This window comes from Cyclobacterium qasimii M12-11B (assembly GCF_000427295.1).
GTDB lineage: Bacteria > Bacteroidota > Bacteroidia > Cytophagales > Cyclobacteriaceae > Cyclobacterium > Cyclobacterium qasimii.
The window spans coordinates 1-23,793 of record NZ_ATNM01000064.1 but is presented as its reverse complement, the minus strand read 5'-3'; the positions used below and the strand labels follow the sequence as shown (position 1 = coordinate 23,793).

Here is a 23,793-nt window from a genome sequence, read left to right as displayed (position 1 = left end):
CTATTTTTGTAAAAAATAAATATCTAAAACAAGTGTCCATTGAGCCTTAAACAGAAAATAAACGACTGGATAGAAACCAAGTTCCTGATAGTAATTAGAAAGGAAGAGGACTTCTCGGTCATTACCTCATTTAATATTACGAAGATCAGGGTTGGATTATTGTTGGTTCTGGTATTTATGACCTGTTTTGTGATTTCTTTGTTTTTATCCAAAAGCTTATTGGCTAGGTGGTTTGACCCGGTCTATATAGAAACAGAAAACATGGTAAAAATCCATACCCTATCTGAAACGATTGATTCTCTTATCATGGAGGTAGATGCAAAGGATCAATATGTCAAGAACATTCAGAGTGTCATTTCTGGTGAATTTGAAAACGATAGGCCTGTTAGGCCTGATACGGCAAACAAATTGGTAAACAGGGATGCAATAGACCTTTATAAAAGCAGTGATGCTACCAAGCAAATTATTGGTGAGTTTGAATCACTTCCTTTAGAAGAGACCAGTTTTGGAAGAATAAGTAGCGGTTCATTTTCGGACAATTATTTTTTCCCTCCTGTAAAAGGGGTTGTGACAAGCGCCTTTTCTCTAAGTCAAAATCATTTTGGAGTGGATGTAGTTGCGGCAGAGAATGAGCCTGTTAAAGCGATTGCAGATGGTACAGTGATTTTCTCCAGCTGGACGTTAGAGACCGGCTATGTAGTAGCAGTACAGCATTCGAATGAATTGATTTCGATTTATAAACATAATTCTGTAATATTGAAATCCATTGGAGACCCTATCCGTGGTGGGGAGATATTATCAATAATCGGAAATACCGGTGAGCAAACTACGGGGCAGCACTTGCACCTTGAGCTGTGGTACAGAGGAAATCCACTCGATCCCCAAGAATTTATTACATTTGATTAGATATGGCAAAAAATACTGATGATAGAAAAAACACCACAGAACTGGTTACCTCCAGTAATTTGGTGGCATTAGGAACAGTTATAGTAGGAAATATTGGTTCTCAAGGAAATATCCGGGTAGAAGGCACCGTGGACGGATCTTTGGATTCTCAAAAAAAGATTATTATCGGAGAGTCTGCTAAGGTAAATGGAGACGTTAGGGCCGAGGATGTGGAAATTTCAGGTCAGATCAAAGGAGACATCTATTGTTCTGAATCCCTTTTCCTGAAAAAATCAGCGTTGATCTATGGTGATATTTACACCAAAAAATTGATCATAGAAAACGGCGCAGAGTTTAACGGTAAATGCAACATGGGTAACAATAGCCAATTAAAAGTGGAAAGAAAAGATGGCGACACCAAAAAACAAGCCTCCTCAAACTGATCCTCCAGTATATGTGAAATACTTTGGATTGGCCTTTCAGATGTGTACCATTATAGGACTTGGTAGCTATCTGGGATACAGGTTACATTTAAGAAGCAACATGGAGTTCCCACTTTACTTGTTGCTGGGTTGCTTTCTTTCTACAGCCATAGCTTTTTATCAGCTTTTCAAGTCGATCTCTCCCAAGAATAATAAATAAAGTCAGGTTTCGCCTTTCATTATGCCCCAAGAAAAAAACATATCAAATGAAGGCGCTATTTAAAAACCCATTTCTAAGTTTACTTTTTTTTACATTGCTTCTGGCGGTAGTAATATGGCTTTTCGAGCAATTATTGCCTGGACCTTGGTTGCATATCTTGATTTATCCAATACTATTTTTCTTTGCTGTGCTTACTGGAGTAACAGGTTTTTTAGCAGGTAAATTGATGAAATTAGAAACATTTACTAGTGTTTCAGTCATTTTGGGAACCACCATTATAAGACTTCTTTGTTGTATTGTCTTCGTTTTTTTCATTTTATGGCTTGGTCATGAAAATTTACTTTGGTTTGTCGTGGATTTCTTTATCATTTATTTGTTGTACTTATTGTTTGATATGTACGGCTTAATAACTAATTTGCGCCTTCATTCGAAATAGGGGATAAAAATTGTTTTGATGGTCCGCAAAGTTATTAAATTAAGTATCTTAATGTCAGTAGTTTTACTGACATTTTCTGCAGCAGTTATGGCTGCCTCAGGTGAAGATGAAGACAAAACGAGCTTCATTATGCACCACATTAAGGATTCTCATGAATGGCATTTTGCCACTGTGGGGCATACTCATGTAACACTCTCTCTTCCTGTCATTGTCTATTCATCTGACAGAGGTGTTGAGTTTTATTCCTCTTCTGCTTTTGTAGATCCGGATACCCACCATTTTGGGGTGGAGCATAACGGATACTATATAGATGAGCATGACAAGCTTCAGTCAGTAGATGAAAGTAGGTCTTTTACTGATTTGAGTATCACAAAGAATGTTGCCATGCTGATTTTGGTATTGGCAGTAATTTTTTACCTTATGCTTTCTGCTTCTAGTTACTATAAAAAGCATCCGAACAAAGCGCCAAAAGGTATCGCCTCATTTATAGAGCCTATCGTTATCTTTGTTAGAGACGAAATAGCACGCCCAAACATTGGCCCTAAATACAAAAAATTCACTCCCTACCTTTTGACCTTATTCTTCTTTATCTGGATAGGAAATCTTTTGGGATTATTGCCAGGTGCAGCCAACCTTACAGGAAATATAGCGGTGACGGCTACTTTGGCCATGATAACCTTCTTCATTACCAATTTAAACGGGAATAAAGAGTATTGGAAGCACATATTTGCTACTCCGGGTGTACCTAAGGCCATTTTGCCTATTTTGGTTCCAGTGGAAATTTTAGGTGCTTTTGTTACCAAGCCAGCAGCCTTGATGGTCCGACTTTTTGTTGCCATTACCGCAGGTCATATTGTTATCCTTAGTTTCATAGGATTGATCTTCGTATTTGAATCCTACGCAGTAGGCGTAGCTTCCACATTGATGATAGTATTCATTAATGTGATCGAATTACTGGTAGCCACTATTCAGGCTTATGTATTTACTTTATTCTCTGCCATGTACATTGGTTCAGCTGTAGCTGAGCACGGACATGAGCATTAATTATGAATTCTTTGTTCAATTAAATTAAATAAAAAACGAGTATGTTAACTTCATTATTATTGACTGCCGGTTTTGCACTTATGGGTGCTGGTATCGGTGCTGGAATTGTTGCGATAGGCGCAGGTCTAGGTATTGGTAGAATTGGTGGACAAGCCATGGAAGGTATTGCACGTCAGCCTGAGGCTGCTGGTAAAATCCAGACTGCAATGTTGATCATCGCTGCCCTTATTGAAGTAGTTTCCTTGTTTGCTGTAGTAGTTTGTCTACTTATCGCACTTAACGGAAATCTTACTTTCTAGAAACAGAAATTGGACCGGCGTTAGGCCGGTCCTTTCTTAATTATTGAACAAAACTGATATTTAGCTTAAAAAATACAAGAAATGGATCTGATTACTCCTGATTTAGGTTTGATTATTTGGCAACTGATAGGCTTTGCCATCTTATTTTTCATTTTAGCCAAATTTGCTTGGAAGCCAATTCTTTCAGCGCTTGATGAACGAGAGGGTACTATTGAAGCATCCTTAAGTGAAGCTGAAAATGCAAGGCTTGAAATGGAAAATCTTGTTTCTGACAATGAACGTCTTCTTCAAGAAGCCAGAGTTGAAAGAGATGAAATTTTGAAATCAGCAAATGAATTTGCCTCCCAAACGATGGAAATCGCAAAGGATGAAGCGGCCAAAGCAGGTGCGAAAATGATCGAAGATGCCAAAGCTATAATAGAAACTGAAAAGCAAGCAGCCTTAACGGATGTTAAAATTCAGGTAGCTGAACTTTCTTTAGACGTAGCTGAAAAACTAATGAGAAAAAATCTCTCTAGTGAAGCTTCGCAAAAAGAACTAGTAGAAGAATTTGTTAAGGATATAAAATTAAACTAACCTACAGGAATGTCAGCATACAGAGTAGCTTCTCGTTACGCAAAATCACTGCTGGAACTGGCAGTAGAGAGAAATGAATTGGAACAAGTGCATTTAGATATGGCAACTGTCCTGTCTTTGAGTACCGAAGATTCATCTTTTTCAGACATGGTTAAAAGTCCTGTCATAAGTTCTGAGAAAAAATTAAATATTTTAAAGTTACTTGCTGGGAAAAAAGCCTCTGCATTGACGATAAAGTTTTTTGAATTAGTTGGTGAGAAAGGCAGAACAGCATTTCTTCCAGAAATGGCCAGTGCGTTTTTCAGGTTATACAATGAACACCTTGGAATACAAACTGCAGAAGTGGTAAGTACCATTCAGCTAGATGATGAATTGCGAAATTCTTTTAAAGAGATCGTCAAGGAAGTTTCTGGCAAAGATAAAGTGAAACTCATAGAGAAGATCAATCCAAACCTTATTGGTGGTTTTGTTCTTAGAATCGGTGACAAACAACTTGATGAATCCATCAAGAGTAAGTTGCAACAATTGCGTCTGGATTTCACCCAGAACTTGTATGAGAAAAAATATTATTAAGAAATTAAGCTGTAATCAATAATACTATACAACAATGGCAGATGTAAGACCTGATGAAGTTTCGGCAATATTGAAAGAACAACTCTCGGAAGCCAAAACACAAGCAGAATTGGAAGAAGTGGGTACTGTGCTCCAAGTCGGTGACGGTGTAGCCCGAATTTATGGACTTTCTAAAGTGCAAGCTGGAGAGTTGATCGAATTTGACAATGGCTTAAGAGCCATGGTTCTTAATTTAGAAGAAGACAATGTAGGTGCTGTACTCTTTGGAGAAGCTAAATCCGTAAGAGAAGGCGATACCGTTAAGAGAACTAAAAGGATTGCCTCCATTAAAGTTGGTAATGGTATGTTGGGTAGGGTGGTAAACACCTTGGGAGTTCCTATTGATGGTAAAGGTGAACTCCAAGGAGATCTCTATGAAATGCCTCTTGAAAGAAAAGCTCCAGGTGTAATTTACCGTCAGCCGGTAACTGAGCCTTTACAAACTGGTATCAAATCTATTGATGCTATGATTCCTATTGGTAGAGGACAAAGGGAATTGATCATTGGTGACAGACAAACAGGTAAAACTGCTGTTGCGATTGATACTATCCTTAACCAAAAGGAATTTTACGATAAAGGAGAGCCTGTATTCTGTATTTATGTAGCGATAGGCCAAAAAGCTTCTACCGTTGCTAACGTGGTTGCTGCTCTTGAAAAAGGTGGTGCTTTGCCATATACTGTCATCGTAAGTGCATCTGCTGCAGATCCTGCACCTATGCAATTCTTTGCCCCATTTACGGGAGCTACTATTGGTGAATTTTTCAGAGATACTGGAAAGCCAGCATTGGTAGTTTATGATGATCTTTCCAAGCAAGCTGTTGCTTACCGTGAGGTTTCTTTGTTGTTGAGAAGACCTCCAGGACGTGAAGCATACCCTGGTGATGTATTTTACCTTCACTCCAGATTATTAGAAAGAGCGGCGAAGATTAACTCTTCTGATGAGATAGCAAGGCAAATGAATGATTTGCCACCATCCTTGGTTCCATTGGTAAAAGGAGGCGGTTCTCTTACTGCTTTGCCTATTATCGAAACACAAGCTGGTGACGTTTCTGCCTACATCCCTACCAACGTTATTTCAATTACAGACGGACAGATATTCTTGGAAACTAACCTTTTCAATGCTGGTATTCGTCCTGCAATTAACGTAGGTATTTCTGTATCACGTGTTGGTGGTAACGCTCAGATCAAAGCCATGAAAAAAGTGGCCGGTACTTTGAAACTAGATCAGGCAGCTTTCCGTGAATTGGAAGCCTTCTCTAAGTTTGGATCAGATCTTGACCCTACTACTAAAAGAACGATCGAAAGAGGTAGAAGAAATCAGGAAATACTAAAACAAGGACAATATTCTCCTGTAAGAGTAGACCTTCAGGTAGCCATTATCTTTGCTTCTTCTAGAGGTTTATTAGATAGTATACCTGTAAATAGAGTTAGAGAATTCGAAAAAGATTTTTATAATCTTATTATTGCTCAATATCCTGAAGCACTTACTGCTATCAATAAGGGAGATCTGGATACTACAGGCAATTTGCTTAAGAAAGCGATTGAGGAGTTAGCTCCTAAATACAAAGCTTAATTAGCACTGGTCTTAAATAGTATATAAGAAGGATATAGAATAATTATGGCGAATCTAAAGGAAGTAAAAGAAAGGATCAATTCGGTAAGCTCTACCCAGCAGATTACCAAAGCCATGAAAATGGTGGCTGCTGCTAAATTGAGAAGGGCACAAGAGAAAATTGTGCAGATGAGACCCTATTCTCAAAAACTGACTTCCATCCTAAATAATATTTCTTCAGGAGCAGAAGGAGTAGCAGATATCGTGTATGCTCAGGAACGTAGTGTAAGCAACTTACTGGTTATTCCTATTACATCCGATAAAGGCCTGTGTGGTGCTTTTAATTCTAATGTTATTAAAGCAACTAATGCAGTTTTCTTAGAAAATCCGGATAAGAAAATCACGGTAATGCCTGTAGGGAAAAAGGCAATGGACTTCTTTAAGAAGCAAAACTTTCCATTGGTTTCTGACTACGCTGGATTGTTTGAAAAAATTGCTTTCCAACCAATAAAAGAGGCTGCTGAGTTTGTGATGGAGTCCTTCGTTGGTGGAGAATTTGATCAGGTGATTCTGGTATACAACCAGTTTAAAAATGTAGCTACTCAAGTTGTTGTTAAAGAACAGTTTCTTCCAATAAGCAAACTGGATGCAGACGGAGAGGAAAACAAGGCTCAACAAGATTATATCGTGGAACCTTCCAGAGATTATATCATTGAGGAGCTAGTGCCTAATTCTTTGAAAATACAATTTTACAAAGCCATTTTGGACAGTAATGCTTCAGAGCATGGCGCCAGAATGACAGCGATGAGTAAGGCGACTGACAATGCTGGAGATCTATTGAAAGATTTAAAACTAGTTTACAATAGAACAAGGCAAGCAGCCATTACCAACGAGATTTTAGAAATCGTTGCTGGTGCGAATGCCTTAGAAGGTAAATAGTAAAAAATAAACTTTTATTAAATGAAACCGGTTGTGAAAACAACCGGTTTTTTGGTTTTAGCAGAATGGATTCATTTTGCGTATTCTGCACTTTTATTGTTAACTTGACCTAAGTAAAGAAAATCCATTTGTGTCTGTTTATTAAGTGGTTATTGATACTTACCTTGGTTTAGACAAACTGAAAAATCGCAATATTGCCCTGATATAATGGCCCGCTTCTTATGCATGTAATTGAAATTGATCAATTTTTAAAAAATAAGAATGAATTTCCTGTTTTGGATACACGTTCTCCTGGAGAGTACGAATCAGGTCATATGCCCGGCGCAATAAATTTACCATTGTTTAACAATGATCAAAGGGCTATAATTGGCACCATTTACAAAGAAGAAGGTAGAGAGAAGGCAATTAAAGCTGGTCTAAAATTGATCGGTCCAAAACTGGTGGACTTTATTGAAATTGCGGAATCCTTAGGTTCCAAAAAGTTGCTCATCCATTGTTGGAGAGGAGGTATGCGGTCCTCAAGTCTTGCCTGGTTGCTCGAACTTTATGGTTTTGATATCCATGTTTTGAAAGGTGGATACAAGTCCTACAGGAACTATTTGCTTTCCTTTTTTGACCAGCCACTGAAACTTAAAATTGTTGCAGGGACAACTGGATCTATGAAAACCCGCCTACTTCAGGAAATGGAGAAAAATGGTGCTCAGATTGTAGATCTCGAAGGGTTGGCGCATCATCAGGGCTCAGCCTTTGGAAGTCACATGGAGGAGATGCAGCCAACTTCTGAACAATTTCAAAATGATATTTTGGAGAAATTCCTTAGTTTCTCTCTTGAACAACCCATTTGGTTGGAAGATGAGTCATTCATAATAGGAAAAGCACACCTTATAGCCCCATTGTACCAACTAATGCAAGAATCTCCTCGCTTCCATATAGTTGTGCCAAAAGAACAAAGACTTGAAGTATTGGTTAAGGGTTATGGGAGTTTACCTAAAGATAAATTGATACAATCTACCCATGATATTGCTAAAAAATTGGGTAAGGAGAACTGCGAACTTGCCATTGGTCATATTGAAAATGGAGAGATGAGCCAAGCAGCAAGCATTATTTTAGGTTATTACGACAAAGCTTATGGCAAAGGGCTTAATAAAAAATCTAAAAACCATCGTACGGGAAATCCCTATGAGTTTAAAGAACCTATCGGAGGTAGCTGCTTCCCTTATTAATGTAGAATAAATATATGGAAAATCAGGAAATAAAACTCACCAAGTACAGTCATGGCGCAGGCTGTGGATGTAAAATATCTCCAGCAGTTTTAAGTGAGATCCTCCAAAGTGAGGATTCAGGGAAAGTAAGTTTCCCTAATCTACTGGTAGGGAATGAGGAAAGTGACGATGCAGCAGTAATCAGTTTAGATGGTGAAACAGCCATCGTAAGCACTACAGACTTCTTCATGCCAATAGTGGATGATCCTTTTGACTTTGGAGCCATAGCAGCTACCAATGCTTTAAGTGATATATATGCGATGGGCGCCAAACCGTTAATGGCCATTGCTATTTTGGGCTGGCCTATTTCCAAATTGCCTGCGGCGGTGGCTAGTAAGGTTTTGGAGGGAGGAAGGTCAGTATGCCATAAAGCAGGTATTCCATTAGCAGGAGGCCATAGTATAGATGCGCCAGAGCCTATCTTTGGTTTGGCTGTGACAGGGAGTATAGCTGTCAACCAGGTTAAAAGAAACAGTACCGCAAAAGTAGGAGATCGTTTGTACTTGACCAAACCAATTGGGGTTGGGATGGTAACCACCGCCGAGAAAAAGGAACTGGCAGACAAAGCGGATGTCCTTCTGGCTAAAACATCAATGCTTAAGCTAAATGACATTGGTGCATTGGCAGCAGGCTGGTCAGAAGTTCATGCGATGACAGATGTTACAGGCTTTGGCTTAGGAGGACACCTGACCGAAATGTGCAAGGGGGCTTCATTTTCAGCGCAACTTGAGCTGGATAAAATCCCATGTTTTGGCTTTGTACAAAAGTACATCGACTTAGACTGTATCCCAGGTGGAACACATAGAAACTGGGATAGCTACGGTAATGGCATAGTTATAACCTCGGACAGGGATAAACTAATATTAGCAGATCCACAAACAAGTGGTGGGTTATTGATGGCCGTGGACCCTAATAAAACAGATTTATTTGAAAGAAAAATGAAAGAAGAAGGCTATAGCTTGGTCTCCTTCGGTGAAATTATCCCGAAGAAGGATAAAATCATATATATTAATTAAGAAATTATGATCCATTAAGAAGAGCCGTTATTTCGCTCTTATTTTCTAATAAGAGCGTTGATTTTATCTAAAATAGCGGCTCTTTTTATACTCGCTTCTTCCCATGGGAGCCCTTTTTTCATGCCTGGCCTTTTATGACCGATTAGGTTTAGTAGGGCGTCTTTTGTGATGGATTGTCTTTCTTTAACAAGCGCAAGGACTTCTAAGCCTTGATTCCAACTACTAAAAACCACTTGAGGGTTGTCTTCAGTCAGGTTTTTCACCTCACCAATTCCCAGGAGTACGCTTCTTGCCATGAGCCAATGCCCCAGGTCAGCGGGATGAACGCCATCTTTTGCCAATTCAAAAGAAGGGTCATTTTGTCTTTTGTCTTCTTGGTATTTGCGCATCGGCCAATGCAAGTCAATTACTTCCCATTTTTCAGTATATCGCTGGCTTACCAGCCAGGAGGAATAGATGTCTAGAACATTGGCGTAAGCGGCTCCTTTGTTTTCGTCATAAACAGGAGGAGTACTGTGTATTATTTTAGCACCTATGGCCAAAGCTTTTTGATGTAATTTTCTCTGCCCCTGTTTATACGCCTCAAATCGTTCCTCATCAAATGGAAGATAAATACCATCGTTCATTCCATAATTGGAGAAAATAAGATCTGGTTTTATTTCATCCAATATCCTATCTAATCTTTCGTGCAAGTCAGGTCTGGGGAATTTGCCGCCAGCATGGCCTTCTTCAGAAAGTCCAGAAACCGTTTCACTAGGTAAGCCTACATTGATAAAGTCCCAGTCTCTATCAGGGTGGGATAGCCTAAGGTATGCCTCAACATAGTCTACATATTGCCCCGCATAAGTAATGCTATTGCCGAGAAAAAGAATCTTTTTTGCGGAAGGTGGAATATCATAAGTTTCTTGGGCGATAAGGTTTGTGGTCAGCATTCCCCATAGGAGAAATCCGAGGATAGATTTAAGCATCATTAGACAAAATTAAGTGATCAAATATTCCCCTCAATATACTTAAAATTAGTTTAAAGCGGATTCGATGATATAAATAAGTAGCTTTAATAAGCCTATTATTGTCGGTGCTTAACCAAGTATTACTAGGGGGAATGACAAAATGCCGCTAGAGAAACTTTGCTTTATTTCCCTAATTTTCGGTTAACGCTTATGGACCATATTGTTTTACCTAATGAAACTTGGGGAATGGTTTTTTTATAGGTAATACGCCCTAAATCAGGCGATTAAAATTCTTAATCTATAAAGGTGGCGTTCTTATTATTGTATGTGTATTTTGAGTTTATTGGACTTTTTCCTTGGCCTCCTTTTTAAGTAGCCAATCGGATAATTTCGCAAGGTCTTCTTCGATTATTTCCCGTTCCTTTTGATTCTCATTCAGTTTTTTCATCAACTTCTTAAGTTGGTAATCTGGTTTCACAGCCATCAATCGGTAAAAGAAGCTGGCAAATATAAATCCTTCACGTGCTTTCATCAACAATGCCCGTAACTTATACCCACGTGACAATTGGGATAACCTGGCCACTTTTACCAGTCTTAGTGACCTGACAAAAGAAACAAAAGGCAGGAGAATGATAAGTAGATCTATCCAGTTTTTTTTGATGTAGGTGAATTCATCATCGGTAATAGCGATCAGAAGGAGGAATTCAAAAGTAAAGGCAAGCCAGATAAAACCCTGAACTAATCCAAGTACCAAGGATAAGTCTGTGTTTAAAAAGGTTTCTACTTCTTCATAAAACTGCCATTCTATCAACAGTACGGGGATTATTAAAAGGGCAATTACTATCATGGGAATAGAAAATTGCTTTTTCAGGTGATTGAAAAGGCCTTCATTGCACTTTGACCATCCATAAAAAGGCAACCATATCTTTTCCGGTTCAAGTAGGTGGCGTTGCCCGATTGCCATGGGAGGAAAAATCAAAGACAATATTTTTCTAACAAATGAACTTTGGGCTATTCTGACTTTGCTTGTATGTGCCAGACGTGCAACGAGTAATGCATCCATTAAGAAAAGCACCCATAATATGCCGTAAATAACAGCCAGGCTGGAAATGAAAGCTGAGTACTGTAAATGGCCTTCATCATAGGAGAAATTATTAATGATGGCTGCTGAAATAAATAGCATGGTCAGCGAAACAAGAAATTTTGGCCAAACGATTAATTCCTGGTACCTGCTGAGGGCATTCACCGCCTTAATCGAAAGATTTGTTTGTAAAGAAATATCCCTTGTTGATTGAACCTGGAGCACAAGCGGGTAATCCTTGGAAAGCACACCTATAGGGGTTAGTAACTGCTCTCTTTTCAAAAGAGCTTCTATTTGGGCAATGACAAAAGGATTCTCAGATTGGTCAATGGCTGAAATTAAGGCTGCCTTTTTTTCATCAGAGATTTGATTCATAATAGTGGATTGAATGACAAAGGTAATTGCTTAGGCTGGTAAGCCAAAGTTTAATGATTTTGCAGAGATTTTGTACTATATATTTAAAAGTTGGCACATTGTAAATGGTGACTGCTTCTAGCCAATAAGGGTGATTTTACTTTTGAGTTTGATACTCTGGAAGTAATTTTCATGTAAGTGGCTGAAATATTTGTGGTTATATAAATGCCTCCATGGTTTTTATATAGAAGACTTCCAGTGAAAAAAATATTGATTGAGAAAAGGTCTTTGCTTTGTTTTTGTCAAAAAAACTTGGTAAATTTTCAACAAAGACTATTAAAATGAGCAAAGACAAAGGAGAAAAAAAGGACCCAAAAAAGAAAGCAGGAAAAAGCCTGATGGAAAAGAGGGCGGATAAGAAAGCCAAAGAGTTGGACAAGAAGCGCAACGGATAGAATTAACAATTAATTTGTAGGACAATGCCCAGGATCTTTCTTGGGCATTGTTTGATTTAAATCGATTCTAAATAAAAGTTGGGGCGCAGCTTTGCCTAGGATTTTTACTTGGGCCAAAATGCTTGAAATAGGATCCGGGAAAAGTTTTTATGTTTTCATACATATTTTGATCATCGCGGTGTAGAAGCATGAAACAAAAGTGCGCCACTGATTCTCGACAAGATCAAAACTATTAATACCCCTAAATTGCCAGTATTTTTAATGGGAGATTTTAATGTCGACCAAGCTACTGAGGCTTATCAATTGCTAAAAAGTTGCACCGGGTATGAAAGATACCTATGAAGCGGCCGATTTTGTTAATGCAAACAACGGAAGCACCAATGGGTTTGACCTGACAAAAAGCCATGACAGGATAATTGATCCTATTTTTGTCAGCGATTCACTTGAGGTGAAAAAATACGGATTACTTACAGAAGCCTATTACAACTGTTTTCCATCGGATCACTTTCCCGTAATGGGAGTGATTGCTTGGCTATTTTTTCTTATCTGGCCACTAGGTGCAATGGTGGAAAGTATTCAGAATCAACATTACTGTGAAAGATTTTAAACTGAAGCTTGGCACACTATGAATGTGGTAGCCTTGAATTAATATATAATTAACATGTAGTTTGGATTTAAGGTTTTGTAATGAATTAAAATTACGCAAAAATCAAGCTGTTGGTACCCTGTAGCTACCATCCAGTAACCAAATCCATTGATTCGCTTTGATTTATACAAATCAAAGCGAATCCTAAGGCATAATCCAAGTTTCTAACCGCTTACGGATAAGGTTTAGGATTTAGTTTTGATTTTTAATAAACTGCTTACTGTTTTTGAAGGTAATAGGAATCCTTAATCAAAAACTTGGTATGATTTAGAATTTAAGCGTATAGCTTGTAGTAATCAATTGTAAACCTGATATGAATTCATCCAACAAAGACACTCGAAGAAGTTTTATAAAGACCTCAGGAATGGCCACACTTGGCTTTATGGGGCTTTATCAATTAATTAATCCTGGAAAAGCCTTAGGTCGCACAATGGCTCCAGCGGTTCTAGGATATGGCCCACTCAAAAAAGATCCAGCAGGGATATTAAATTTGCCTGAAGGGTTTTCTTATAAACTGCTTACTAAAAAAGGAGATAAGATGGACGATGGGTTTTATTTACCCGGAGCCTCAGATGGAATGGGCGCTTTTCAAGGTAAGAATGGAAGGACGATAGTAGTCCGTAACCATGAGCTTAGCCCGGATTCGTTAGAAAACTCCGGCTTTGGAAAAAACAATGAATTGCTTGATAAGCTTGCCTCTAAGGATTTTTATGATTTCGGGAAAGGATTGTTACCATGCCTTGGTGGAACGTCTACCTTTGTTTATAACGAAGACACAGGCGTTTTGGAAAAGCAATTCATTAGCCTGGCTGGAACTGTCAGAAACTGTGCCGGTGGCATTACGCCTTGGGGTAGTTGGTTGACCTGTGAAGAAAGTACCTTGAAAAAGGGCGGATATGAAGGGCGTCTTGAGAAAGACCATGGCTATGTATTTGAGGTGCCAGCTACGGAGAAAATTGAAATAGCAAAGCCACTACCTATCAAAGCCATGGGTAGATTCAATCATGAAGCAGTAGCAGTTGACCCCGCATCAGGAGTGGTGTACCTTACAGAGGACAGGGGAGATGGTATTTTTTACCGGTACATTCCTAATACCCCAGGTAAATTACACAAAGGAGGGAAATTACAGGCACTTGTTATTTTGGGAGAAAAAAGCAGGGACACCAGAAATTGGGAAGACAGTGAAGGACCTGAGTTTCCATTGATGAAAAGCCATAAAGTAACCTGGATAGACATTGAAAATGTAGATAGTCCAGAGGATGACTTGAGATTTCAAGGTTTTGACAAAGGGGCAGCTGTATTTGCTAGAGGTGAAGGAATTTGGTATGGTAACAAGGAAGTTTATTTTGCTTGTACCAATGGAGGCAAGATAGGAGCAGGACAGGTGTTTCGTTATACTCCAAGTGTGAATGAGGGTAAACCTGAAGAAAAGAATAATCCTGGAGAGTTGACCCTTTTTGTGGAGTCAATTGACAGAGAAATATTAAAAAGTTGTGACAACCTTGCTGTTGCTCCATGGGGCGATGTGATTTTGTGTGAGGATCACAAGCATCCATTCCTTGTGGGAGTAACGCCAAAAGGGGAGTTGTACCATCTTGCTGAGAATGTAGGTTTTGAATCCGAATTAGCTGGTGGCGTATTTTCACCCTCTGGAAAAACCTATTTCGTGAATATTCAGGGACCTGGAATAACTGTGGCCATAACTGGCCCTTGGAAAACTTGATAACAGAAGTTCTTAGGAATTCCCCCTCTTCAGCATGGTTTGAAGAGGGGGAATTGTTATTTTAACCCTTGGTTCCTTACCTTGGGAAACTATTCTCTTTGAGTTTCAATTGTGAAATCAGAGAGATAGTAATGATTAACAGGCTATTGACTTTATTCCACAGGTATTCAAATAGCGCTTGGTAAATGCCAAGTAGAATTGTTTCCACACCTTTAGGCTAAAGGATAATCTGCAATAAAATCTTGAAAAACACCAGCCCCATGTGGTCACTTTTCTCTTTTTTACTGCTCAGTCCACAATAGTTTTGTTATTCATTAAAACATAATCTATATTTGCCACTCAAAATTAAAAATGATGGCCACTCAAAAGACCAAAAAAGGGAGTCCAACTCCTGATACATCCAATGAACTTCTAGAGAATCCTGAAGCAATAGCTGATCGTCTTGGTAGAGGTGAAACTTTCTTAAAAGAGAACACCAAATTAGTTGGTGGGATCATTGGATTCGGGATATTACTCATTGTAGGGATTGTTGGATTTCAAATACATAAAGCCAATCAGAATAAGACGGCTCAAGGTGAAATGTTTCAAGCAGTATACTATTTCGAACAGGATAGTGTAGACTTTGCGCTCAATGGAGATGGTGTTGAACCTGGCTTCCTTGAAATCATAGATGAATATGGCGGAACGGATGCAGCTAACTTGTCAAATTTTTATGCTGGATCTATTTACCTTTCTAAAGGAGAATTCCAGTCTGCTGTAGATCACTTGAAAGAGTTTTCTTCATCTGACTTCCTGGTACAGGCGCATGCTTATGCACTAACAGGAGATGCTTATTTGGAGCTTGGTCAATTGGACGATGCTATTAGCTATTATAAAGACGCTGCGGGTTACAAATCCAATGAGTTTTTTACGCCTAAGTATTTGACCAAACTTGCCATTGCTTATGAAGAAGCAGGTGAATTAAAGCAAGCAATAGCTACATACGAAGAAATAGAAAATAAGTATTCTGATGCTTATGAATTCAGTGAGGCTCGAAAGCAAAAGGCCCGCCTTGAAGGTCTGGCTTCTTCTAATTGATATGAATTTAATCATTGATACTAAAGAGTAAGACCCGAAAGGTTTTACTCTTTTTTTGTGAATTAATTTTAAACTTATGGCTACTTCATTAAAAAATCTAAGTCAGCATACCCAAGAAAATGTAACGGATATAAGTGATAAAAAATTCGCTTTGGTAGTGGCTGAATGGAATGATGAAATTACATCCTCCCTTTACAGTGGTGCTGTTGAGACCCTTTTGCGCTATGGTGCAAAAAAGGAGAATATTTACAGGAAAAACGTTCCGGGTTCTTTTGAACTTACCCTTGGTGCACAATGGCTAGCAAAGCTAGACGAAATCGATGCAGTGATTTGCTTAGGTTGTGTCATCCAAGGAGAAACACGTCATTTTGATTTTATTTGTGATGCTGTGGCCAATGGAATTACCCAAGTAGGCTTAAAGTATGATAAACCTGTTATTTTTGGTGTGTTGACACCAGATAATCAACAGCAAGCTTTGGATAGAGCAGGTGGGAAACACGGGAACAAGGGAGATGAAGCAGCCATTACGGCAATTAAAATGCTAGGCTTTTAAGCCAATACAAATCAACATATTACAATAAATCTGGTATTCTAATGAAAATCATGAAATTTGGCGGTACTTCAGTAGGAAGACCGGAAAGAATGCATCAGGTAAAGGACCTGATCACATTTGATGATGAAAAGAAAATCGTGGTATTGTCTGCATTGTCAGGTACTACCAATGTATTGGTAGCGATAGGTGACGCCTTATCTGCTGGTAAAAAGGACGAGGCCAAAGAAAAGATAGAAAGCCTTCGCGAGCATTATCTTCAGTTTTACCAGGAATTGTTGACCTCAGATGGAGGAAGAGCTAAAGCATTACAAATAATCAACGAACATTTTGAGTTCTTGACCATAATTCTTAAGATATCCTTCAACGAAGCGATCAATAAGGATATTCTGGCTCAGGGAGAATTACTTTCTACCAAGCTTTTCTATACCTTTCTTCAAGAGCAGGGGATTGCAGCAGTATTTCTTCCTGCATTGGAATTCATGTGTATAGATGAAAACAATGAACCGAATCTTGCCAAAATAGGTGAAAACCTTGAGGCTATATTGGCAGGTTATCCTGATGAGAGCATTTTTGTTACTCAAGGATACATTTGCAAAAATCACCTGAATGAAGTTGATAACCTAAAAAGAGGCGGAAGTGATTACACAGCCTCTTTAATTGGCTCAGTCATCTATGCTTCGGTGGTTGAAATATGGACGGATATAGATGGGATGCATAACAATGATCCTAGAATAGTAGAACACACAAGGCCTATTGCTCAATTGTCCTTTGATGAGGCTGCTGAGTTGGCTTATTTTGGCGCTAAAATTTTACACCCCGCCTCTATTTGGCCTGCCCAATTGCACAATGTTCCTGTAAAGCTGCTCAATACTATGGAACCCAGCGCTCCTGGGACTACCATTACTGGAGCTGGCGAAGGTTCAGTTGGCGTAAAAGCCATAGCTGCTAAAGATGGGATTACCGCTGTAAAGATCAAGTCTAGCCGAATGCTTTTGGCCCATGGGTTCTTAAGAAAGGTTTTCGAGATATTCGAAAATTACAAAACTTCCATTGACATGATCACTACTTCTGAAGTGGCCATTTCGCTGACTTTGGATGACACCACTCACTTGAAAGAAATAACTTCAGAATTACAGAAATTGGGAAAAGTGGAAGTCGATCATTTCCTTTCTATTATCTGTATCGTTGGTAATTCCATCATGCAAGAGCGAAATGTGCTCAATAAAATCATGGCCAGTGTGGAAGATTTTCCACTAAGAATGGTTTCTTATGGTGGAAGCAAGCACAATGTGTCTCTTTTAATTGATGGGAAACATAAAAACGAAGCCTTGCAAAGCTTGAATAAAGGTTTGTTTGATTTCAATTAACAATGGCTGAGCCTGAAACAAATAAAACCAATTTTCTGAAAAGGCTACAAACCAAATGGAAACTGAAAAGTCTCTGGCAGGTTGTTTTAGTTTTAGTGGTATTTGCTTGTACAGGTTTCACCATCTTGTTTATTAAGCAGCCAATATTTGATTTTTTAGGCCTGGATACCACTGAGAGTAGTTTCTTGAAAACGATGCTTTACCTATTGTTGGTATTGCCTTTATATCAGGTATTCCTTTTGATATATGGTTTTATTTTTGGGCAGTTTGCTTTCTTTTGGGAAAAAGAAAAGCAATTTTTCCGCCGGATGGCACGGCTTTTCTCCCAAAATAAAAGTAATACTAAAATTGTTGACAGGTAAAAAATATTAATAAATGGCCAAGCAAAGAGGTTTACCTATAGAAGAAAGTGACAAAAGAAAAATGAACAAAAAGAATTTTGAAAAGCTTTTTGGGATTTTCAAGTTTGCCATACCCTACAAAGTGCCTTTTATCATTGGGATGGTTTTTTGTTTTTTTCGAGCCTGATGCTTTTAACTTTCCCTTATGTAGCTGGGAAATTAATTGATGCAGCTTCTGGGAAGGATTGGATTGTAAACGACATCAATGGTATAGCCTTTATCCTTATTGGCATCCTCTTTATTCAAAGTATCTTCTCTTTTTTCAGGGTTTGGCTATTTGCCAAAGTCAGTGAAAAATCAATGCGGGATATTAGGGTTGCTTTGTATGAGCGATTGGTGCGCTTACCGATGACATTCTTCGATCAACGTAGAACAGGAGAATTGATCAGCAGGATCACCTCTGACGTTACCATGTTGCAAGACACCTTTTCCATCACCTTGGCAGAGCTATTTCGCCAAATCATTACCTTGTTTGCAGGGATAATCTTTTTGTTCTATACCACTCCAAGGTTAACGCTGTTTATGTTAATTACTATTCCTGTACTTGTGGTGATTGCCATGGTTTTCGGGAAATTTATCAGGAAGTTATCTAAGAAAACGCAAGATTATCTCGCCGCAGCCAATGTGGTAGTTGAAGAAACGTTGCAGTCCATAGTGACGGTGAAATCTTTTACGGGAGAATCCTATGAGATCAACCGTTACCGAAACAAATTGAACAGTGTAGTAGAGGTAGCATTGAAAGCTGCTGGATACCGAGGTGCGTTTATTTCCTTTATAATATTCGCGCTCTTTGGAGGTATCGTTGCTGTTATCTGGTATGGTGCCACTTTAGTAAGTGCCGGAGATATGAGTGTAGGGGATCTTATTTCTTTTGTTTTATATACCACATTTATAGGAGGCTCCATCGCTGGATTGGGAGATATTTATGGTCAGGTACAGAAAGCTATAGGTTCTTCAGAAAGGGTTTTGGAGATTTTAAATGAGACTACAGAGAAACAAATCAAAGGCAGTTCTATCGACCGAATGAAAGGATCTGTTCAGTTTGACCAGGTTTTATTCCATTACCCAACAAGGCCTGAGTATAGGGTATTGGATGGTCTTTCTATACATGCGGAACCAGGAGAGAAAATCGCTCTTGCTGGTCACAGTGGTGCAGGGAAATCTACCATTATTCAGCTACTACTGAAATTTTACGATGTAGGGAGTGGTGACATATTATTGGATGGTAAGTCTATAGCAGATTGGGATCCTCAGGCTTTGAGAAACAATATTGGCATGGTCCCTCAGGAAGTGCTTTTATTTGGAGGATCTATTCGAGAAAACATTCGCTATGCCAAGCATGATGCTACTGACGAAGAATTGCTGGAAGCTGCCAGGCAGGCCAATGCTTTGGAATTTATAGACAAATTCCCTGAAGGTTTGGATACTTTAGTGGGAGAAAGAGGGATTAAGCTTTCTGGAGGACAAAGACAAAGGATAGCAATAGCAAGAGCAATACTAAAAGACCCAGCCATACTTATATTGGATGAGGCTACCTCATCCCTGGATGCTGAAACGGAATCATTGGTGCAGGAAGCGCTGGATAAATTAATGAAAGGGAGGACCACCATTATTATAGCACATAGATTGTCCACAATTAGAAAAGTGGATAGAATCTATGTGATCAAGGATGGTAAAGTAATAGAAGAGGGCAATCATGAATCTCTTTCTGCTAAAGAAGGAGGACATTATGCCCACTTGGTTAAACTACAATTTGCTGATGATACTAAACAGCCTTTAGACTGATGTCAAGGCTTTGAACCTGATGGGTTAGGGCACCAACTGAGATAAAATCTACCCCTGATTCAGCAACGGCGGCTATTGTGGATTCATCAATCCCTCCGGAGGCTTCAGTTACATATTTATTGTTAATCAATAATACGGCTTCCTTCATTTCGGCAGGAGACATATTGTCTAACATAATGATGTCAACACCACCAATAGCAAGGACCGTTTTAACTTCTTCCAAATTTCTTGTCTCAATCTCTATCTTTAAGTCTAACTGATTATCTTCCAGATAGGAACGAGTGGCTTTTATCGCTTCGGCTATTCCTCCAGCAAAGTCGATATGATTGTCCTTGAGCATAATCATGTCGTACAAAGCATAACGGTGGTTTTGTCCACCTCCAATGGCTACAGCCCATTTTTCCATCATGCGGAAGTTTGGCGTAGTTTTACGAGTATCCAATAATTTTGCTTCTGTATGCTTGATTAACTCATTGATGTGGTGGGTTTTGGTGGCTATTCCACTCATTCTTTGCATGCAGTTCAAAACCAATCTTTCAGTAGTCAATATAGATTGAGCACTTCCTGCAACAGTAAGGCCTATGTCTCCTGGGTTTACTGCATCTCCATCATTCAATAGCAAGGTTACTTCTAGTGTAGGATCGTAAAAATTGAAAATATTCTTGGCCATCTCTAGCCCGGCTATAATTCCTTTTTCCTTAATCAATAGTTTTGCATTCCCTTGTTGATTTGCAGGTACGGACGCCAATGTGGAGTGATCGCCTTCGCCAACGTCTTCAATAAACGCTGATTTCATAAATTGGCTTAACCGATCTTCTGTTATATAGTCTATCATGATAAACCAAAATTAATGAATTATTTGCTTCGAACAGCAATAATTATTCCCTGACAAAATCCATACTGTAGACCAACCATTTTTTGTCATTTAATTCCTTGCCTTTAATAAATACTTTAAAACTATTGCTTAAGGAGGTGTAGGTGCCTATGAGGTAGCTGGTTTCAGAATCAATTTTTTGGTGTTTTAGTAGTTCAAAACTACTTACTGGATTTCCTTTGAAAAAATTGGCCAAGACTATTTCAGCTTGATTTTTAGAAAAATCTCTTTTGTCATTGTCAAAACGAATTTCTACCATATCACCCAAAAATGATGATACAGCCTTACTTGAACCATGCTGAAGTGCAACAATAATGGGTGTTTCTTTGTCTTGGGCCTGACCCACTATGGGTTTTGAAAATATAAAAATACCAGCCAAAAGAAATGTAGTAATAATGCGTAACATATTAATTCTCTATCAAATTCCAGACCAATATATTAAAATTTTTAAGTTTTATTTCATGAAATTCCATGGTTTTACTTTTGCCAATCACAAGAGTAGATTATTTTCCAATTTACTGAGGCCTATCTTTAATTGTCTTATATTTGTGTGATAATGGATAAAATGCTGGGATGTTTATTTCGCAAAGATTCCCGAAACTAAAACAGCAATTTCCTCAGAATTTTTATTTGATAGAAACCAATAGAAAAAGACATGAATAAAAAAGTTTTATTGATGATACTGGACGGTTGGGGCATAGCCTCAAATCCCGAAGTTTCTGCTATTGATAAAGCCAAAACGCCTTTTATCGACAGTTTATTTGAAAAGTATCCTCACTCTAAATTAGAGGCCTCAGGTTTGGCCGTTGGTCTTCCAGAAGGCCAAATGGGCAATTCAGAGGTTGGTCATATGAACATCGGAGCCGGTAGAGTGGTTTATCAGGATTTGGTTAAAATTAATAAGGCAGTAAAAGAAGGTGATCTCAATGATCACCCTGTGTTAAAGAAAGCTTTTTCTAATGCCAAATTGAATGGAAAGAAAGTACATCTCGTAGGTTTGGTTTCAGATGGAGGCGTCCATGCACATATTTATCATTTGAAAGGTCTTTGTGATGCCGCAAAAGCAAATGGATTGGATGACAATGTGTTCATTCATGCGTTTACTGACGGAAGAGATACTGACCCTAAAGGTGGTTTAAGGTATTTAGAAGATCTTAAAAGCCACTGTGAAGGTTCAACTGGTAAAGTGGCCTCTATAGTAGGTAGGTATTATGCCATGGATAGAGATAACCGATGGGAAAGAGTCAAGTTGGCTTATGATGCCATGGTTAAAGGTGAAGGTGAAAAGTCTAAGGACATGCTTTCAGCTATTCGGAAATCCTATACCAATGGAGTTACAGATGAATTCATTCGGCCAATAATACAGGTGGACGAAGATGGCAAGCCTTTGGCAACCATAGAAGAAGGAGATACTGTGATCTGTTTTAATTTTAGGACAGATAGAGGTAGAGAGATTACAGAAGTGTTGACACAAAGGGATTTCCCTGATTACAACATGAAAAAACTTGATCTCGACTACGTCACTTTCAGTCGATATGACGAGAAATACAAGGATATCGCAGTAGTTTTTGAGAAAGATAATCTAAAAAACACCTTAGGTGAGGTGTTGGAAAGAAATCATAAGAATCAGATACGAATTGCTGAAACTGAAAAATATCCACACGTTACTTTCTTCTTTTCTGGAGGAAGGGAAAAGCCTTTTGAAGGGGAGAACAGGATATTGTGTAACAGTCCTAAGGTAGCTACTTATGACCTTCAGCCTGAAATGTCTGCTTTTGAAATTGCGAAGAAGATCAATCAAGAACTTCCTAAAAAGGAAGCTGATTTTATTTGCTTAAATTTCGCTAACGCAGATATGGTGGGACATACAGGGGTTTTTGACGCTGCAGTGAAAGCTTGTGAAGCGGTTGATGCATGTGCTAATTCAGTTATTGAAGTGGCCTTGGCCAATGACTATACGATTATAGTGATTGCAGATCATGGTAACAGTGATGTTATGATCAATCCTGACGGTTCGCCGAATACTGCGCATTCTACCAATTTAGTGCCTTGCATTATGGTGGATAAACATGATCGGCTTGAAGTAAATGATGGAAAACTAGGAGACCTTGCACCAACAATCTTAAAGCTTATTGGTGTGGATAAGCCAGTCGAAATGACAGGTAATGTCCTTCTGAAAGCTTAAATAAAATGGGCAGGTGCCAAAAAGTTATTTGCCTGCTGCTTATGGTAGGGACCTTTGTTTCCTGTAAAAAGGATGAGAAATTAGCAATTGCTAATCCTACTCAGATTGATCTCTACTTCCCACTTTCTGATTTCTTACAAAAAAGTATCGAGAAATTGGAATTTGCAGAGGTAGTAAAGGAAATTCATTTCAATGACGACACTGAGATAGTGGACTTCAGCCTCGATAGTTTAACATGGAGGCAAGAATTGGATTTCTTTTTCAGTCGGATATAAACAAAGCGGCTTTGGCCACATCTTATGAGACCAAGGAGGAAGCTGGACTATTGATACATCAGCTTAAGCCCAATGAAAAAGGGAACATTAAGTCGATTAAGGTCAGGAAACAATCTGGTAAGGTGGTTAGTATTACCATCCTTTCAGTGATTAGTAATATGTTTTACAATTCTACTGTTGAAGGCATGATAACACTGGATGACAATGAGGAAGTAAGTTCCTATGAAATGTCAGGAGATCAAAAAGTTTGGTTTTTATCAGGTACTAAACTTCATGTAGAAGGAAAAGTAAAATGACATGTTCTTAAGAAAATAAGCAATAAAAAAGCCAGGTAAGATATTCTTACCTGGCTTTTTCTTTTGGTACAAATGTCCCGTCCTGAAATAGCGTTACACAAAAAGTAAAGCTATGAAAGAAGACCAAGAGAGTAAGTATGTTAAGCGTACCCAACGCGATTACAGTTATGCTTTTAAAATGTCAGTAATATCTGAGATAGAATGTGGGGAATTGGGAATTAAAGCCGCCGCTCGCAAGTATGGTATACAGTCACATTCTACAGTTACCAACTGGTTAAGAAAATATGGTAACTTTGATTGGATTAACAAATCCACTATAAAGATGCCTAAAACTAAGGATCAGAAACTGTTAGAACTCGAGCAGAAAGTCCTTCTATTAGAAAAGCAGAAGAAGGAGCTTGAAAGGCAGGTCCATACAGCAGACAAGAAAGCCATCTTCTTTGATATGATGATTGATATTGCTGAAGAAGAATTTAAAATTCCTATCAGAAAAAAGTCTTTACCCGGA

At 38.7% G+C, this 23,793-nt stretch carries 26 protein-coding genes and 1 pseudogene; 23 read left to right on the top strand and 4 right to left on the bottom strand.

Going from position 1 to position 23,793, the window contains the following annotated elements:
• Positions 1 to 39 precede the first annotated feature (39 nt).
• From ADICYQ_RS05495 to selD, 12 genes are all read left to right on the top strand, one after another.
• Positions 40 to 906 (top strand): M23 family metallopeptidase, encoded by an 867-nt coding sequence (locus tag ADICYQ_RS05495; protein ID WP_020889025.1) that lies wholly within the window; start codon positions 40 to 42, stop codon positions 904 to 906.
• Positions 907 to 908: 2 nt separating this feature from the next.
• Positions 909 to 1,328 carry a bactofilin family protein gene (locus ADICYQ_RS05490; RefSeq protein ID WP_020889024.1) on the top strand — a complete coding sequence of 140 codons (420 nt, stop codon included), beginning with the start codon at positions 909 to 911 and terminating at the stop codon, positions 1,326 to 1,328.
• Positions 1,294 to 1,527, top strand: a complete 234-nt coding sequence (locus tag ADICYQ_RS26640) for an AtpZ/AtpI family protein (protein ID WP_081652297.1) — start codon at positions 1,294 to 1,296, stop codon at positions 1,525 to 1,527. Before ADICYQ_RS05490 ends, ADICYQ_RS26640 begins: the two co-directional genes overlap by 35 nt.
• 46 nt (positions 1,528 to 1,573) lie before the next feature.
• Positions 1,574 to 1,963, top strand: coding sequence for a hypothetical protein (locus ADICYQ_RS05485; RefSeq protein WP_051160125.1), 390 nt, complete (start codon positions 1,574 to 1,576; stop codon positions 1,961 to 1,963).
• Positions 1,964 to 1,981: 18 nt separating this feature from the next.
• Entirely contained in the window at positions 1,982 to 3,007 is a 1,026-nt protein-coding gene (atpB, locus tag ADICYQ_RS05480; RefSeq protein WP_040414698.1) for a F0F1 ATP synthase subunit A, read from the top strand.
• A gap of 41 nt (positions 3,008 to 3,048) precedes the next feature.
• Positions 3,049 to 3,306: an ATP synthase F0 subunit C gene (gene atpE / locus ADICYQ_RS05475; protein ID WP_010854327.1), complete on the top strand. Its 258-nt coding sequence runs from the start codon at positions 3,049 to 3,051 to the stop codon at positions 3,304 to 3,306.
• A gap of 81 nt (positions 3,307 to 3,387) precedes the next feature.
• Entirely contained in the window at positions 3,388 to 3,882 is a 495-nt protein-coding gene (locus tag ADICYQ_RS05470; protein WP_020889021.1) for a F0F1 ATP synthase subunit B, read from the top strand.
• 9 nt (positions 3,883 to 3,891) lie between these two features.
• Positions 3,892 to 4,455: an ATP synthase F1 subunit delta gene (gene atpH, locus ADICYQ_RS05465; protein ID WP_020889020.1), complete on the top strand. Its 564-nt coding sequence runs from the start codon at positions 3,892 to 3,894 to the stop codon at positions 4,453 to 4,455.
• A 34-nt stretch (positions 4,456 to 4,489) separates the two neighbouring features.
• A complete protein-coding gene (atpA, locus tag ADICYQ_RS05460; RefSeq protein ID WP_020889019.1) occupies positions 4,490 to 6,067 on the top strand; it encodes a F0F1 ATP synthase subunit alpha in 1,578 nt (525 codons plus the stop codon).
• 45 nt (positions 6,068 to 6,112) lie between these two features.
• Positions 6,113 to 6,985 (top strand): ATP synthase F1 subunit gamma, encoded by an 873-nt coding sequence (gene atpG / locus ADICYQ_RS05455; RefSeq protein WP_020889018.1) that lies wholly within the window; start codon positions 6,113 to 6,115, stop codon positions 6,983 to 6,985.
• Positions 6,986 to 7,206: 221 nt separating this feature from the next.
• Positions 7,207 to 8,208 carry a tRNA 2-selenouridine(34) synthase MnmH gene (gene mnmH, locus ADICYQ_RS05450; protein WP_020889017.1) on the top strand — a complete coding sequence of 334 codons (1,002 nt, stop codon included), beginning with the start codon at positions 7,207 to 7,209 and terminating at the stop codon, positions 8,206 to 8,208.
• A gap of 14 nt (positions 8,209 to 8,222) precedes the next feature.
• Positions 8,223 to 9,263, top strand: coding sequence for a selenide, water dikinase SelD (gene selD / locus ADICYQ_RS05445; protein ID WP_020889016.1), 1,041 nt, complete (start codon positions 8,223 to 8,225; stop codon positions 9,261 to 9,263).
• Between the two features lie 38 nt (positions 9,264 to 9,301).
• On the opposite strand, the gene ADICYQ_RS05440 is transcribed toward selD, so the two are convergent.
• The gene (locus ADICYQ_RS05440; protein WP_020889015.1) at positions 9,302 to 10,234 is read right to left on the bottom strand and encodes an SGNH/GDSL hydrolase family protein; all 933 of its coding nucleotides are present in this window, start codon (positions 10,232 to 10,234) and stop codon (positions 9,302 to 9,304) included.
• Positions 10,235 to 10,553: 319 nt separating this feature from the next.
• The gene (locus tag ADICYQ_RS25790) at positions 10,554 to 11,669 is read right to left on the bottom strand and encodes a hypothetical protein (RefSeq protein ID WP_020889014.1); all 1,116 of its coding nucleotides are present in this window, start codon (positions 11,667 to 11,669) and stop codon (positions 10,554 to 10,556) included.
• Positions 11,670 to 12,428: 759 nt separating this feature from the next.
• Between ADICYQ_RS25790 and ADICYQ_RS25785 the strand changes: the two genes are divergently transcribed.
• The 7 genes and pseudogenes from ADICYQ_RS25785 to ADICYQ_RS05400 all read left to right on the top strand — a co-directional run bounded on the left by ADICYQ_RS25785 (position 12,429) and on the right by ADICYQ_RS05400 (position 19,655).
• The gene (locus tag ADICYQ_RS25785; RefSeq protein ID WP_020889012.1) at positions 12,429 to 12,710 is read left to right on the top strand and encodes an exonuclease/endonuclease/phosphatase family protein; all 282 of its coding nucleotides are present in this window, start codon (positions 12,429 to 12,431) and stop codon (positions 12,708 to 12,710) included.
• A 352-nt stretch (positions 12,711 to 13,062) separates the two neighbouring features.
• Positions 13,063 to 14,472 (top strand): alkaline phosphatase PhoX, encoded by a 1,410-nt coding sequence (locus tag ADICYQ_RS05425; RefSeq protein WP_020889011.1) that lies wholly within the window; start codon positions 13,063 to 13,065, stop codon positions 14,470 to 14,472.
• Between the two features lie 354 nt (positions 14,473 to 14,826).
• Positions 14,827 to 15,549 (top strand): tetratricopeptide repeat protein, encoded by a 723-nt coding sequence (locus ADICYQ_RS05420; RefSeq protein WP_020889009.1) that lies wholly within the window; start codon positions 14,827 to 14,829, stop codon positions 15,547 to 15,549.
• A gap of 76 nt (positions 15,550 to 15,625) precedes the next feature.
• Positions 15,626 to 16,102 carry a 6,7-dimethyl-8-ribityllumazine synthase gene (gene ribH, locus ADICYQ_RS05415; protein ID WP_020889008.1) on the top strand — a complete coding sequence of 159 codons (477 nt, stop codon included), beginning with the start codon at positions 15,626 to 15,628 and terminating at the stop codon, positions 16,100 to 16,102.
• 41 nt (positions 16,103 to 16,143) lie between these two features.
• A complete protein-coding gene (locus ADICYQ_RS05410; RefSeq protein ID WP_020889007.1) occupies positions 16,144 to 17,469 on the top strand; it encodes an aspartate kinase in 1,326 nt (441 codons plus the stop codon).
• A gap of 2 nt (positions 17,470 to 17,471) precedes the next feature.
• Positions 17,472 to 17,831 (top strand): DUF6787 family protein, encoded by a 360-nt coding sequence (locus ADICYQ_RS05405; protein ID WP_020889006.1) that lies wholly within the window; start codon positions 17,472 to 17,474, stop codon positions 17,829 to 17,831.
• A 13-nt stretch (positions 17,832 to 17,844) separates the two neighbouring features.
• Positions 17,845 to 19,655: pseudogene (locus ADICYQ_RS05400) on the top strand (ABC transporter ATP-binding protein).
• On the opposite strand, the gene nadC reads toward ADICYQ_RS05400, so the two are convergent.
• A complete protein-coding gene (gene nadC / locus ADICYQ_RS05395) occupies positions 19,636 to 20,490 on the bottom strand; it encodes a carboxylating nicotinate-nucleotide diphosphorylase (RefSeq protein WP_020889003.1) in 855 nt (284 codons plus the stop codon). The pseudogene ADICYQ_RS05400 and the gene nadC sit on opposite strands and share 20 nt — an antisense overlap.
• Positions 20,491 to 20,533: 43 nt before the next feature.
• Positions 20,534 to 20,935 carry a DUF4783 domain-containing protein gene (locus ADICYQ_RS05390; RefSeq protein WP_040414695.1) on the bottom strand — a complete coding sequence of 134 codons (402 nt, stop codon included), beginning with the start codon at positions 20,933 to 20,935 and terminating at the stop codon, positions 20,534 to 20,536.
• A 249-nt stretch (positions 20,936 to 21,184) separates the two neighbouring features.
• On the opposite strand from ADICYQ_RS05390, the gene gpmI reads away from it, so the two are divergent.
• From gpmI to ADICYQ_RS05370, 4 genes are all read left to right on the top strand, one after another.
• Positions 21,185 to 22,714, top strand: a complete 1,530-nt coding sequence (gpmI, locus tag ADICYQ_RS05385; RefSeq protein WP_020889001.1) for a 2,3-bisphosphoglycerate-independent phosphoglycerate mutase — start codon at positions 21,185 to 21,187, stop codon at positions 22,712 to 22,714.
• 5 nt (positions 22,715 to 22,719) lie between these two features.
• Positions 22,720 to 22,989, top strand: coding sequence for a hypothetical protein (locus ADICYQ_RS05380; RefSeq protein ID WP_152520466.1), 270 nt, complete (start codon positions 22,720 to 22,722; stop codon positions 22,987 to 22,989).
• Positions 22,950 to 23,285, top strand: coding sequence for a hypothetical protein (locus ADICYQ_RS05375; RefSeq protein WP_020888999.1), 336 nt, complete (start codon positions 22,950 to 22,952; stop codon positions 23,283 to 23,285). Before ADICYQ_RS05380 ends, ADICYQ_RS05375 begins: the two co-directional genes overlap by 40 nt.
• Before the next feature lie 112 nt (positions 23,286 to 23,397).
• Positions 23,398 to 23,793 (top strand): helix-turn-helix domain-containing protein (locus tag ADICYQ_RS05370; RefSeq protein ID WP_040414692.1); only part of this gene is annotated, 396 nt, incomplete at its 3' end.